The sequence below is a fragment of the Azospirillum formosense genome, assembly GCF_040500525.1.
In the GTDB taxonomy this organism is placed as follows: Bacteria; Pseudomonadota; Alphaproteobacteria; order Azospirillales; family Azospirillaceae; genus Azospirillum; species Azospirillum formosense_A.
On the sequence record NZ_CP159402.1, the window covers coordinates 258,219 to 271,930 of the forward strand.

The following is a 13,712-nucleotide window of genomic DNA, read 5'->3' on the forward strand; positions in this document are numbered from 1 at the left end:
GGGCTCAGTCCTCGATCGTCACGATCTTGTTGAGCTGGGCCACGGTCAGCACGCGCTTGACCTGCCCGGCGGCGGAGCGCAGGACGAGCTGCTTGTCCGCGTTCGCCATTTCCTCCCGCGCGATCAGAAGCATGCCGATTCCCGCCGAATCGACGAACTCCAGCGTGGAAAGGTCGAGCACCTGACGCTTGGCCTTGTTCTGCAGCATCTCCCGGATCAGGGCCCGCAGCTTGGCGTGGTCGTTGAAGGTCAGGCGACCGCGCAACCGAACCAGGGTCTCCTGCTCCTTGTCCTCAATTCCGTAGTCCATCGGTCCGGTGTTCCTGAAGGGTGTTCCTGAAGGGGCAGTGGGGCGGGTGGCCTTGTGCGGGCCACGCCACAATGGAGCAAGACCGGCCGGGGATTCCAGAGAATCCCTTGGCCTCAGAAAAGTTCGATGTCGCCGCCGGAACTGTCGTCCTGGCCGGCATCGACGTCAAGGACGCCATGCTCGTCCAGCGCCGTCCCTTCCAGCAGCAGACGGCGCACGAAGCGCTGGCGCATCTCGCTCAGCTTGAAGCGGCCCAGCAGCTCGTCGAGCCATTCCTGCGGAACCTGCGGCCCCAAGGAAGCGGGCATTTCGACGCGGGTGCGGTTTTCCAGCTCGTTCAGCCCTTCCGCCATGATGGCGAGGCTGTCGTTGATGGCCTCCAGCCGCTGCTTGGTCAGGTCCTGGAACTGCATCCCGGTGACCATGCGGCTGATGGTGGTGGACATGTCCGACGACACGGTCGCCGCGGTCTCCAGCACCGCCTGGAAGTGGTTGGTCTGGTCGACCAGGCTGTCCATCGTCTTGTCCACCCGCTCCTTGGCGAGCATCTGGGGGGACATGTCGGTGTCGGCGATCTGGCGCAGGATGTCGTGGCCGTTGCGCACGCCCTTGACCACCGCGGTGACCTTGGAGCGCATGCGGTCGGCCAGCGCCCCGGTGGAGCGGGAAAGGTGGCGCACCTCCTGGGCGACCACGGCGAAGGTGCGCCCGGCCTCGCCGGCGCGGCTCGCCTCGATGGTGGCGTTCAGCGCCAGGAAGTTGGTCTGGCGGTTGATGGCGTCGATGTCGCCGATCGACTTCTCTAGCTCCGCCACGTCCTTCTGCACGTCGTCGAGCAGATAGACCATGCTCATGGCGTGGCGCGACAGCGTGACGATGTTGGCAATCATGTCCGCGATCATCTGCTGCATGCCGGTGACCAACTGGTCCATCGGCACCCGCTCCCCGTCGATGGAGACGGAGCCGGCCATGCTGACGATCTGCTCCACCCGCTCCGACTGCTGCATGGCCTTCTCGGCCAGCTCGCGGAAGCGGGAGGAGAGGTCGAGCGTGGCGTCCTCGACCGTGGAGGAGGTGCGGGTCAGCTCGTGCTGCACCGCTTCCAGCGTGCGGCGCTGGATGTCGGCGTAGCCCATCCAGGTCGCCAGAAGCTCGCCGGTCACCGGGATCTTCGGGCCGATCTCGGGCAGGCCGTTCACCGGGGCGTCGCCGTCGGGCAGCTCCGGCGTCTGCGGTTCCGGTCCGGCTTCCGGGCGGGTGGCGCGGCCGTAGAAAGACATGGTGCTGCTCCTCAGTTCGCGCGCGTGCGGTGTTCGCCGATGGCGTCGAACGCGCGCAGCATCTCGGCCGGTATCTGCGCCAGCGGCAGTTCGACGGCGACCGCCCCGGCTTCCCGGGCGGCGCGCGGCATGCCGTAGACGACGCAGCTCGATTCCTGTTCGCCGATGGTATAGGCCCCCGCGTCGCGCATCGCCAGCATGCCCGACGCCCCGTCGCGGCCCATGCCAGACAGGATCACCCCCACCGCGTTCGCTCCCGCCGCCTTGGCGACGGAGGAGAACAGCACGTCCACCGACGGGCGGTGGCCGCTGACCGCCGGCCCGTCCTGGATGTGGCAGGAATAGCCCTGGGCGTCGCGGATCACCACCAGATGCCGGTCGCCGGGGGCGATGTAGACCTTGCCCTGGACCAGCCGGGCGCCCTGGGTGGCGACCTCCACCGTCGGGGGCGAGATGCGGTCGAGCCGGGCGGCGAAGCTGGGGACGTAGCTCGGCCCCATATGCTGGGTGATGACGATGGGCGGGCAGTCGGCGGGCATGACCGCCAGCACGTCGCGGATGCGCTCCACCCCGCCGGTCGAGGCGCCGATGGCGATGAAGCGCGTGCCCGACCCGGCGCGCCGCGGCGTCTGGAGGGGCGAGGCCGCGGGCTTGGGCCGCCGCATCGACAGGCGGGCGGTGGCGGCGATGCGGATCTTGCCGACCAGCTCGTGGGCCATCGCCTCGAAGCCGTGACCCTCCGAGCCGTCGGGCTTGGCCACGCAGTCCACCGCGCCGATCTCCAGCGCGCGGATCGTCGCCTCCGACCCCTCCTGGGTCAGGGAGGAAACCATGACGACCGGCGTCGGGCGCAGCGTCATGATCTTTTCCAGGAAGGACAGCCCGTCCATCCGCGGCATCTCGACGTCCAGCGTGACGACGTCCGGGTTGGTCCGCTTGATGACGTCCCGCGCCTCGTAGGGGTCGCGGGCGACGCCGACCACCTCGATGCCGGGCTCCTCGGAGACGATGGCCTTCAGCATCTCCCGCATCAGGCTGCTGTCGTCGACGATCACGACGCGGATGGGGCGTGTCATGGCTCAGTCCTCCCCGAACAGTTCCACGTCGCCCTCGATCGGCTGGTGCCGCAGGGTGGAGCGGAAATGCAGTTCCTGGTTCGCCGTCTCCGACAGGGCCTCCGGCCGCAGCATCTTGCGCATGGCCTTGCCGGTGTGGGGAAAGTAGTGGATGCGCCGGGCCGAGGCGCCGCCCAGATCCTGGCCCATCAGCTTCAGCCCCTCGCGCCGCACGTAGTCGAGCGCGAAGGCGGCGTTGCGCTGGCCGACGTCGAAGCTGGAATCGATGACGCGGGCGCCCCCGAACAGCTTCACCTCCAGCCGCCCGCGCTGGGCGCCGCGCGCCAGCAGGTCGTTGATCAGCCGCTCCATGGCCACCGAGCCGTAGCGCGCCGCCGCCCCGGTGCCGGCGTCCTCGGACTCCGGTACTTCGGGCAGCAGGAAATGGTTCATGCCGCCGATCGCCGTCGCCGGGTCGTGGACGCAGGCGGCCACGCAGGAGCCCAGCGTCGTCACCATCATCACGTCCGAGCGGTCGCTGACCAGATGGTGGCCGAGGAAGACCTTCAGCGTGTGGGCGCGGAACTGCGGGTGGAAGTAGCCGCCGGTCTGCCGGGCCTCCGCCGCACGGCGGCTCGCGAAAGCGGTCATGCGTCACAGCCTCCGGTAGATGGTGGGGCCGGTCTGGCGGAAGCGGTCCGACACGCCGTACAGGCTTTCCGAATGGCCGAGGAACAGATAGCCGCCGGGCTCCAGCAGGCGAGCGAAGTTGCCGATCACCTGGGTCCGCCCGACGCGGTCGAAATAGATCAGCACGTTGCGGCAGAAGATCGCGTCGAACGGCCCCTTCATGGGCCAATGCTCCAGCAGGTTCAGCGGCTTGAAGGTGATCAGCCGCTTCAGCTCCTCCTCCATCGCCACCATCGGCTCGCCGTCCTCGCGCTGGCGCCGGGTGTGGCGGTCGCGCAGGGGGGCCGGGATGCTGTTCGCCAGATCGGCGGGATAGACGCCGCGCCGGGCGGTGTCCACCATGTGGGTGTCGATGTCCGTCGCCAGGATCTTCGCGTCCCAGCGCCGCAGCTCCGGCCCGAAGCTGGAGGCCAGGACCATGGCGATGCTGTAGGGCTCCTGCCCGGAGGAGCAGCCGGCGGACCAGATGCGCAGCCGCGGGTGGGAGGACTCCCCGGCGTGGCGGGCGCGCATCTCCGGCACCGCGGTCTTCGCCAGGAAGTCGAAATGGTGCGATTCGCGGAAGAAGCTGGTCAGGTTGGTGGTCAGGGCGTTGACCAGGAAGCCGACCTCGTTCGCTCCCTCCTCGCTCTCCAGCAGGGCGCAATAACTGTCGAAGTCGGTCAGGCGCAGGTCGCGCAGCCGCCGGGCGAGGCGGGAATAGACCATCTCGATCTTGTGCGGGGCCAGCGCGATCCCGGCGAGCTGGTAGAGCATGCGGGCGATGAAGTCGAAGTGCCGCCGCTCGAACGGGAACTCCCGCCGGCCCGACGTCGCCGCGGGGACGCCGCCGCGGTCGGCCGCGTCCGGGGCGGGGCTGGGGGCCGCGGTCATGCCGCCCGTCCTCGGGCCTTGGCCCGGGCTTCGCTGGCGAGCGTGTCCAGCAGGCCGAGCACGGTGCCGGACAGCCGGTCGAGATCGGCCAGGGCCTGCGCCTCGGCGTCGTCGTCCCCCTGTTCATGGGCGCGCAGGGCGCGCTTGCCGGCCTCGTGGAAGCGGGCGTGCGGCTCGGCGATCCGGTCGAAGGACGGGCAGGAACGCACGGCGGCGTCGCTCACCGTGTCGTACCACTTGCCCAGGCGGCAGCCGTGATGGTCGGCCAGCCGGTCCGCGGTGGCGTCGCCGTGGCCCTGGACGGTCTTCAGCACGGTGTCGCGGAAGGTCACATGGTCGATCTTGGTGTTCTCGATCAGCTGGATGTGGCGGGCCAGCTCGGACCCGCCATGGGCGTGGCCGGCGTCCAGCGAGAAGAAGGCCATCTGCTGGCGCAGCTGCCCGCCCTGCTCCTCCAGCGAACGGGCGGCGGCGGTGCTTTCCTCGACCAGCGCGGCGTTCTTCTGGGTCATCTCGTCCATCTGGGCGACGGCGGTGTTGACCTCGTCCAGGCCGGACGCCTGCTCGGCGGTGGCGCGGGCGATCTCCGACACGAGGTCGGCGACCCGCGCGATGCCCGCCACGATCTCGGTCAGCGAGGAGCCGGCGGAGCGGACCAGCTCCACCCCGTCCTTGACCTGCGCCCCGCTGTCGAGGATCAGCGTCTTGATCTCCTTGGACGCCTGGGCGGAGCGCTGGGCGAGGTTGCGCACCTCCTGCGCCACCACCGCGAAGCCGCGCCCGGCGTCGCCGGCCCGCGCCGCCTCCACCGCCGCGTTCAGCGCCAGCAGGTTGGTCTGGAAGGCGATCTCGTCGATCACCCCGATGATGTCGGAAATCTTCTGCGACGAGCGCTCGATCCCGCGCATCGCCTCGACGGCGCTGGCGGCGACCTGACCGCCCTTCTCGGCGGCGCGGCGGGCGTCGTTGGCGAAGGCGTTGACCTGCTGGGCGTTGTCGGCGTTGGAGCGGACGGTGGCCGCCAGCTCCTCCATGCTCGCCGCGGTCTCCTCCAGCGAGGAGGCCTGCTGCTCGGTGCGCTCGGACAGGTCGAGGCTGCCGTCGGCGATCTCCCGGCTGGCCGCGGCGATGGACTCGGCGGCGCTGTTGATGCGGCGGACGATCTCCGACAGCTTTTCCGTCGTGCCGTTGAAGTCGTCCTTCAGGCGCAGGAACACGCCCTCGTACGGCTTGTCGATGCGCCGCGACAGGTCGCCCTGGGACAGCGATTCCAGCATGGCGGCCAGATCCTCGGTCACCCCGGAGACGTTGGCGGCCAGCCGGTTCATGCCCTCGCTGACCAGCCGGAAGAAGCCGGTCTTGCCGTCCAGCGCGATCCGCTGGGCGAAGTCGCCGCGCACGGCGCTGTCCACCATGGCGGCGATCTCCGCCTCGATGGACAGCTCGGCGGTCAGGTCGCGCCATTCGACGACGAGTCCCAGCTTCTCGCCGTGGCGCCCGGCGACCGGGCTGGCGGTGATCTCGAAGCTGCGGCGGCCCGCCTTGACCATGCCCTTGTAAGGGCTGGAGAGGCCGGTCAGGCTGGAGCGCAGGCGCGGGGCCTCGGTGTCGAGCGCGTCGAGGGTCGTCCCGATCAGCCCGGCGGCGTCGAAGGCGGGCAGGGCCTTGCGCAGGTCCGCTTCGGCGGCCTTGAACATCGCGAGCGCGGCGGCGTTGCAATAGGTGACGGTCCCGTCCTCCCCCACCGTCATGATGCAGGATGACACGCGGTCGAGCGCGATCCCGGCCCGCACGGCGGTCACCGCGTCCTCCTTGAAGGCGGCGACGGCGCGGGCCATCGCGCCCAGCTCGTCGCGCCCGTCGGTGTGGGGGACGGCGACCGACAGATGGCCGTCGCTGAGGTCGGTCATCACCTTGCGGATGCCCTGGACCGGGCCGGTGATCGAACGGGCGATGACCTGGGCGGCGCCGATGCCCAGAAGCAGCGACAGGCCGCCCAGCAGCAGGGCCAGCAGGACGCTGTTCCCCACCTCGGCCTCGGCGTGGGACTCGATCCCCTTCTGCTCGGCCTGGATGGCGGTGGCGATGGAGTCCAGCGTCGCGTTCAGGGCGGTGACGACCTTGGCGACGACCTCGGCGCGCAGGCGGTCGATCTCCTTGTCGGCGGCGAGGGCGTCGCGGAAGGCCGTGCGGTAGCCCGGCGCCCGTTCCGCCACCTCGCGCAGCAGCGCCGCCACGCGGGGTTCGGTCAGCAGGGCCTGCGCCTCGCGCACATGCTCCAGCATCTCGTCCAGGTTCTTCTCCATCGGCCCCACGGCGGCGGCGTCGCGCATGCCGAGCGCGCGGTTGGCGAAGAGGCGGCTCAGCACCCAGTGCTTCTCCATCTCCTCCCCGACCAGAGCGGCGTCCTTGTCGCCGGTGGCCTGGGCGCCCTCGACGATGCGCTCCAGAGTCTCGGTGATCTGGGTGCCCAGCGGGTCCATGGTCTGGCGGATGGCCGCGTCGTAGCGGTCGCGGACGACGCGGATCGCCTCGAACTGGGTGTGGTACTCGGTGTGCAGCCGCGCCAGCTCGGCGAAAGCCGCCGCCTGGCTGGAGCGCTGGATGGCCGCGCCGTGGGCGGCCAGCGCCTGGTCGAACTCGGTGCGCAGCGCGCGCTGGCGGTTGAGCGCCGCGGGGTCGCCGGACACCAGATAATCGCGCCCGTGGATGCGCTGGTTGGCGAGCCGGGCCGAGAGATCCTTGGCGAAGGTGGCGAGTTCACCGCTGGAGAGCACCGCGTCGACGCTGCCGTTCAGGCTGCGGATGCTCAGCAGGCTGGCGGCGACCTGGGCGGCCAGCAGGGCGAGCAGGAGCGCGAAGGCCAGCCACAGCCGCTTCGAGATGCCCATCGCCCCAACGAACGAACCGACCCCTTTCGCCATGCCATCCCCCTTGCCCGCCGCGTCACGCCGGCGTTAGCCCTTATTTGAAACCAACCCGTGTGAAAAGCCGCGACATGACGCACCCCCTTCGGCGCCTTGCGCGGGCGCCTCCGGGGGCGCTCCGGTCAGGACGCCCGTTCCAGCGCCGGCAGGGCCCTGGTCGCCGAGTCCAGCTCGCCGTTCTCGACCGAGAACAGCTTCTCGACGCAGAGCAGCGTGACCATGCGGTCGTCGGCGGTGTAGAGGCCGCTGAGATACTCGGCGTCGACCATGCCGCCGTCCACGTCGGGCGGCGGCTTGATGGCGTCGTGGCCGATCGCCAGGATGTCGGAGATGGCGTCGACCAGGATGCCGCGGGTGCGCTCCCCCACTTGGATCACCACCACGACGTGGCGCTTGGTGACCGACGTGGCGCCGCCGCCGAAGCGGGCGCGCAGGTCGAAGATGGGGATGATGATGCCGCGCAGGTTGATGACGCCCCGCACATAGTCCGGCAGGTTCGGCAGGCGGCTTTCCGGCGTCCAGCCGCGGATCTCGCGGACCGACAGGATGTTGACGCCGTACTCCTCGCTGCCGACGGTGAAGGTGACGTACTGCTCCTCGGCGGCGTTGACCGCCATGACGTCGTTTCGGGCGTCGGTGCGGCTACCGCCGACGGTGGCGAGCGCGGTGGAACTGCTCATCGCTGTGGCCTCAGACCGGTTCGAGTGCGGGTGCGGGCAGCGCGGCCACCGGCGAAGACGGCGGACGCGGCGCCCTGGAATCCATGTGCCGGCTCATCTCGCGCAGGCCCGCGACGTCCAGGATCAGGGCGACGCGCCCGTCGCCCAGGATGGTCGCGGCGGCCACGCCGTCGAGGCGGCGGAAGTTCGCTTCCAGGCTCTTGATGACGACCTGCTGCTGGCCCAACACCTCGTCCACGACGAGGCCGAGGCGCGAGCCGTCCTCCGTCTCCACCAGCACGACCAGCGCGCGGGTGGGGTCGGCGACGGCGCCGGGGATGCCGAACAGCTGGTGCAGGTAGACCAGCCGCACATACTCGCCGCGGGCCATCATCACGTCGCACTTGCCGACCAGCCCGTGCAGGTCCGCCGCCTTGGGGCGCAGGCTCTCCACGATGTTGGTCAGAGGCAGGACGAAGCGCTCCTCGCCCACCGAGATCACCATGCCGTCGAGCACCGCCAGGGTCAGCGGCAGCGACAGCACGAAGCGCGAGCCTTCGCCCGGCGTGGAATAGACGCCGATGCGCCCGCCGAGCGAGGAGATGTTCCGCACCACCACGTCCATGCCGACGCCGCGGCCCGACAGGTTGGACACCTGATCGGCGGTGGAGAAGCCGGGCAGGAAGATCAGGTTGTCGATCTCCTCGTCCGACAGGGCGGCCCCCGGCGGGACGAGGCCCTTCTCGATGGCCTTCGACAGCACCTTGGGCCGGTTGATGCCGCGCCCGTCGTCGGTGATCTCGATGACGATGCGGCCCGAGCGGTGCTGCGCCGACAGATGGACGGTGCCGGCGCGCGGCTTGCCGATGCGCTCCCGCTCCTCCGGGCCTTCCAGCCCGTGGTCGATGGAGTTGCGGATCATATGGGTCAGCGGATCGACAAGGTTCTCCACCACCGTCTTGTCCACCTCGGTCGTCTCGCCGCTGGTGACGAGCTGAACCTCCTTGCCGGTCGCGGCGGCGCATTCGCGGACCAGACGCGGCATGCGGGAGAAGACGCTGGACACCGGCTGGGCGCGGATCGACATCACGCTCTCGCGCAGCTCGCGGGTGTGCTGGGCCAGCTGCTCCAGCCCCTCCAGAAGCTCCTGGAACTCGCCGGGGGGCAGCTCGCGCACATGCTCGGCGATCATCGCCTGGGTGATGACCATCTCGCCGACCATGTTGACCAGCCGGTCGATCTTGTCGAGATCGACGCGGATGGTGTGGCTGGTCAGCCCGGCATGCTCCGCCCCGCCGCCGTTGGGGCGCGGGCGGGCGGCTTCGGCCTTGGGGGCGTCGGCCTTGGGCGCTTCGGCCGGTGCGGCGACCACCGCCGGCGGGGTGGCGACGGGCACCGGATCGGTGACGGGGGGCTGCGCCTCGGCGGCGGCGGGCGGCGGGGCCTCCGCGGTGATGCGGATGTCGCAGTCGTCGGCCACGAACTCGAAGACGTCGTTGATCTTGTCCAGATCGACGTCCGCGTCGGCGATCAGCGTGACCGTCCAGGAGAGGTGGAGGAGCTCCGCCTCCAGGTTCTGCAGGGTCGGCAGGGCGTCGGTGTGGCAGTCCACGGTGGCGTCGCCCAGCCGGCGCAGCGCGCGCAGCATGAAGGCCGGCTCGTTGCCCGACATCAGCAGGTCGGGCCGCGGCCGGAAGACGATGGTCCAGCGCAGCTTGCCGGGAGGAACCGGGTTCTCCTCCGCGCGGGCGGCGGCGATGGCCGCCATGGCGTCGCCGAACAGCCCGGCCTCGTCGTCCTCGTCGTCGGCGTAGACGGCGGCATGAACGGGGGCGGGAGCCGCCGCCGCTGCCGCTGCCGGAGCCTGGGCCTGAGGAGCGCCGCCCGACAGGTGGCGGCGCAGGGCGGCCACGGTGCCGTCGGTGGTCCCCGCCGGGGCGGCATCGCCTTCGCGCGCGTAGGCCAGCATCTGGCCGAGCAGGTCGTTGGCGCGGATCAGCGTGTCCACCAGCTCCGTCGTGACCGGGACGGTGTTGTTGCGCACCCCGTCCATCACCGTCTCGAACTCGTGCGCGAAGGCGACCAGCTCGGTGAAGCCGAAGGCGCCGCCGCCGCCCTTGATCGAGTGGACGGCGCGGAAGATGGCGTTGACCTCGTCGGAATCGACCTCGCCCGGCGTCAGCCGCAGCAGGCCGGCCTCGGCGACCTCCAGCAGCTCCGCGCTTTCGTCGAAATAGGTTTGCTTGAACCGGCTCAGGTCTTCCACGGGCGCCCCCTCACAAGCCAGGATGCGGCGTCAGCCGCACACCTTCTGCACGACGGAGATCAGCTTCTCCGGGTTGAAGGGCTTCACGATCCAGCCGGTCGCCCCCACCGCCCGGCCTTCGGACTTCTTCTTCTCGTCGGCCTCGGTGGTCAGCATCAGGATGGGCAGCGTGCGGTGCGCCGGGGTGGCGCGCAGACGGCGGATCAGGGTCAGCCCGTCCATCACCGGCATGTTCAGGTCGGTGATGACGAGGTCCACCTTGTTGGCGCCGATGACGCCCAGCGCCTGCTGGCCGTCGGCGGCCTCGACCACGTCGTAGCCGGCGCCCTTCAGCGTGAAGGAGACCATGTCCCGCATGGTCCGCGAATCGTCGACGGTGAGTACCTTCTTCTTCACGCTTGGCTCCATTGCTTCAACCAGCCGTCCAGCCCCAGATCCTCGCAGGCTTCCGCCAGGACCTCGGACGGCTGGGCGATGGCGAACGTGCGGTTCTGTTCGGCGGCGTGCCGGGAGGCGACCAGAAGAGCCTGGACGCAGGCGGTGCTGACCCGCTCCACGGCCGCGGCCTCGGCGATGACGGTCCGGGACGCGGCGAAGCCGGCGCGCAGGCTGTCCAGCAGGGGCTGCGCCATGGCGAGGTCGAGGTCGCTGGGCAGGCCCAGCCGCACCGTTCCCCCCTCGTCGCTCCACTTGATCAAAGTCACCGCCCGTCTCCTTGCAACCCGACCGGGCAACGCCCCGTCCGGAAGACTGATCATGTCCGGCATTTGGTAAAAAACCTGCCTGAAACACGTATAAGGATTCGTTAAGGCAACTGGACTGACCTGTGTCAACCGGAGCGCGTTCCGGCGGTGTGGTCCGGTTCTTTCGCGGCTTGATCCTTTTGTGGCACGGCGACCCGGCCAGTTCCTGCCGCAGCTGTTTCCGCCGCATCCATTTCCGCCAGCGGCACGGTGAAGGCGAAGGTGGCGCCGTGGCCGGGTGCGCTGTCGACCCGGATGCGGCCGCCGAGATGCTCGACGATGCGCTTGCTGATGGCCAGCCCCAGCCCGGTGCCCTGCGGCTTGTCGGTCATGGTGTCGCCGACCTGCCGGAAGCGGTCGAAGACGATGGCCTGATGCTCCGCGGCGATGCCGGGGCCGCTGTCGGTGACGGACACGCGCAGATGGCCGTCTTCCGCCGCGACGGACAGCGCGGCCCGCCCGCCCGCCGGGGTGAATTTCGCGGCGTTGGACAGCAGGTTCACCGCCACCTGGACCAGCCGGTCATGGTCGCCGCGCACCGGCGGCAGGCCGTGCGGGATGGTCACGGACAGCGCGATGCCGCGCTCGTGGAACAGCCGGGCGGTGGCCGCCGCCGCCTGCTCCAGCGCCGCGCCGAGGTCCATCGGGCGGACCTGCCAGTCGATCTCCCCGGCCTCGATCTTCGCCATGTCGAGAACCTGGTTGATGAGGCGGGTCAGCCGCTCGCTCTCGGTGATGACGAGGCCGAGGAACTCCTGGCGCTGCTCCAGCTCGATGTCGGGGTTGTCGTGCAGCACCTCGGTCAGGGCGCGGATGGAGGTCAGCGGCGTGCGCAGCTCGTGCGTCACGGTGGACAGGAACTCGTCCTTCAGCCGGTCCAGCTCCGTCAGCCGTTCGTTGGCGGCGCGCAGCGCGGCCGAGGCGCGCTCCAGCTCCGCCGTCTTGTGTTCGAGCTGGCGGCTGTATTCGATGACGTGGCTGGTCTCGTCGAGCATCCGCATCAGCTCGGGGTAGCTGACCTCGCCGCCCTCCACCGCGGAGGCCAGCGCCACCCGCGCGGACGCGGCGCCGATGGCCCCGGCCAGCAGCCGCTCGGCGAAGCGCACCAGCTCCGCCCCGGCCCGGCGGTCGGGCTCCAGCGGGCCGTTGCGGCGGACATGCTGGGCGAAAGCCGCCTCCGCCCGCTGCGGGCCGAGGAAGCGCGCGACGATGCGCTGCAGGTCGCCGACCGTGGCGGTGCCGCGCCAGGCGCCGGCGGGCAGGGGGGTGTCGCGGTGCTGGAACACCTCAACGAAGGCGGTGGCCTGCGCCCGCTCGCCCAGGCCCGGCCGGTCGAGCAGGGAGACCGCCACGTAGAGGCCGATGTTGAGCAGCATGCTCCAGAATAGGGCGTGGGTCAGCGGGTCCATGCCGTCGAGCCCGAACAGAGCGTAGGGCTGCAGCAGGGCGACGCCCCACGGCCCCTGGTCGATGAAGGAGGCGGGCAGCCAGCCGGACCGCGCGAAGCTGGGCAGCAGCAGCGTGTAGGCCCAGGTCAGGATGCCGGCGCCGAGGCCGGCCAGCGCGCCGCGCCGGGTCGCCCCCGCCCAATAGACGCCGCCGATCAGCGCCGGGGCGAACTGCGCCACCGCCGTGAAGGAGATCAGGCCGATGGCGCTCAGCGCGTAGGCCGAGCCGGCGATGCGGAAATACAGGTAGCCGAGCAGCAGGATCGCCACGATGGCGACGCGCCGGATGGTCAGCAGAAGCGGCGACAGGTCGTGCAGCCGCTCCAGCCGGGCGCTGCGGGCGCGCAGCAGGAGCGGCATCACGATGTCGTTGCACACCATGGTGGACAGCGCGATGGCCTCCACCACGATCATGCCGGTGGCCGCCGACAGCCCGCCGATGAAGGCCAGCAGGGCCAGCCACTCGTTCCCGGCGGCCAGCGGCAGCGCCACCACGAACATGTCCGGGTCCACCGCCCGGTCGGGAAAGCGCATCAGCCCGGCCACCGCCACCGGCAGGACGAACAGGTTGATCAGCAGCATGTAGAGCGGGAACAGCCACAGGGCGCGGGTCAGGTGCCGCTCGTCCACATTCTCGATCACCGTCACCTGGAACTGGCGGGGCAGGCACAGCACCGCCGCCATCGACAGCAGCGTCATGGTCAGCCAAGACCCGTCGGCCAGCGCCGGGGCGGAGGTGTAGAGGGCCTGGATCTCCGGATGCTCGGCGGCCGTGGCGAACAGCGCGGTTGGGCCGTCGTGCAGCCCCCAGACCACCGCCGCGCCGACCGCCAGGAAGGCCACCAGCTTGACCACCGATTCGAAGGCGATGGCCGCCACCATGCCCTCGTGATGCTCCGCCGCGTCGATGTGGCGCGTGCCGAAGATGATGGCGAAGGCCGCCATGACCACCGCCACGTAGAAGGCGTTGTCCAGCACGACGGGCAGGGACAGGCCGCCGGTGGCGCCGGACGGGTCGGTGCCCCACAGAACGTCGAAGCTGACCGCCACGGCCTTGAGCTGCAGGGCGATGTAGGGCGTCACCCCGATCACCGCGGTCAGCGCCACCAGCCCGCCCAACCCCTGGCTGCGCCCGTAGCGGGAGGCGATGAAGTCGGCGATGGAGGTGATTCGCTGCGCCTTGGCGATGCGCAAAATCTTGCGCAGCACCAGCGGCCCCAGCAGCATCAGCAGGGTCGGGCCGAGATAGATCGGCAGGAAGCCGATGCCCAGCGACGCCGCCCGCCCGACCGAGCCGTAGAAGGTCCAGGTGGTGCAGTACACCGCCAGCGAGAGCGCGTACACGTACGGCGACGCGATGACGCTGCGCCCGCCGTCGGCCCGCCGGTCCGCCCACCAGGCGATGGCGAAGAGGAGGAGCAGATAGGCGAAGCTGGCGGCGACGATGGTGGGCCAGGGCAT

Annotated in this window: 11 protein-coding genes; all 11 read right to left on the minus strand. The window is 70.4% G+C overall.

Annotation, left to right across the window (positions count from 1 at the left end; all coding sequences use genetic code 11):
- Positions 1–4 precede the first annotated feature (4 nt).
- Complete coding sequence (locus ABVN73_RS01215; protein ID WP_014241675.1) at positions 5–310, minus strand: STAS domain-containing protein; 306 nt, start codon at positions 308–310, stop codon at positions 5–7.
- Positions 311–423: 113 nt separating this feature from the next.
- Positions 424–1,590 carry a methyl-accepting chemotaxis protein gene (locus ABVN73_RS01220; RefSeq protein WP_353858578.1) on the minus strand — a complete coding sequence of 389 codons (1,167 nt, stop codon included), beginning with the start codon at positions 1,588–1,590 and terminating at the stop codon, positions 424–426.
- Positions 1,591–1,601: 11 nt separating this feature from the next.
- Complete coding sequence (locus tag ABVN73_RS01225; protein ID WP_353858579.1) at positions 1,602–2,666, minus strand: chemotaxis response regulator protein-glutamate methylesterase; 1,065 nt, start codon at positions 2,664–2,666, stop codon at positions 1,602–1,604.
- Positions 2,667–2,669: 3 nt separating this feature from the next.
- Positions 2,670–3,296 carry a chemotaxis protein gene (locus ABVN73_RS01230; RefSeq protein ID WP_353858580.1) on the minus strand — a complete coding sequence of 209 codons (627 nt, stop codon included), beginning with the start codon at positions 3,294–3,296 and terminating at the stop codon, positions 2,670–2,672.
- Between the two features lie 3 nt (positions 3,297–3,299).
- The gene (locus tag ABVN73_RS01235) at positions 3,300–4,208 is read right to left on the minus strand and encodes a protein-glutamate O-methyltransferase (protein WP_353858581.1); all 909 of its coding nucleotides are present in this window, start codon (positions 4,206–4,208) and stop codon (positions 3,300–3,302) included.
- Positions 4,205–7,132 carry a methyl-accepting chemotaxis protein gene (locus tag ABVN73_RS01240; protein WP_353858582.1) on the minus strand — a complete coding sequence of 976 codons (2,928 nt, stop codon included), beginning with the start codon at positions 7,130–7,132 and terminating at the stop codon, positions 4,205–4,207. Before ABVN73_RS01240 ends, ABVN73_RS01235 begins: the two co-directional genes overlap by 4 nt.
- Before the next feature lie 125 nt (positions 7,133–7,257).
- Positions 7,258–7,815, minus strand: a complete 558-nt coding sequence (locus tag ABVN73_RS01245) for a chemotaxis protein CheW (RefSeq protein ID WP_353858583.1) — start codon at positions 7,813–7,815, stop codon at positions 7,258–7,260.
- A 10-nt stretch (positions 7,816–7,825) separates the two neighbouring features.
- Complete coding sequence (locus ABVN73_RS01250) at positions 7,826–10,060, minus strand: chemotaxis protein CheA (RefSeq protein ID WP_353858584.1); 2,235 nt, start codon at positions 10,058–10,060, stop codon at positions 7,826–7,828.
- A 30-nt stretch (positions 10,061–10,090) separates the two neighbouring features.
- The gene (locus ABVN73_RS01255; protein WP_014241666.1) at positions 10,091–10,468 is read right to left on the minus strand and encodes a response regulator; all 378 of its coding nucleotides are present in this window, start codon (positions 10,466–10,468) and stop codon (positions 10,091–10,093) included.
- Complete coding sequence (locus ABVN73_RS01260) at positions 10,453–10,764, minus strand: STAS domain-containing protein (RefSeq protein WP_353858585.1); 312 nt, start codon at positions 10,762–10,764, stop codon at positions 10,453–10,455. Before ABVN73_RS01260 ends, ABVN73_RS01255 begins: the two co-directional genes overlap by 16 nt.
- 125 nt (positions 10,765–10,889) lie before the next feature.
- Positions 10,890–13,712, minus strand: coding sequence for a sensor histidine kinase (locus ABVN73_RS01265; protein ID WP_353858586.1), 2,823 nt, complete (start codon positions 13,710–13,712; stop codon positions 10,890–10,892).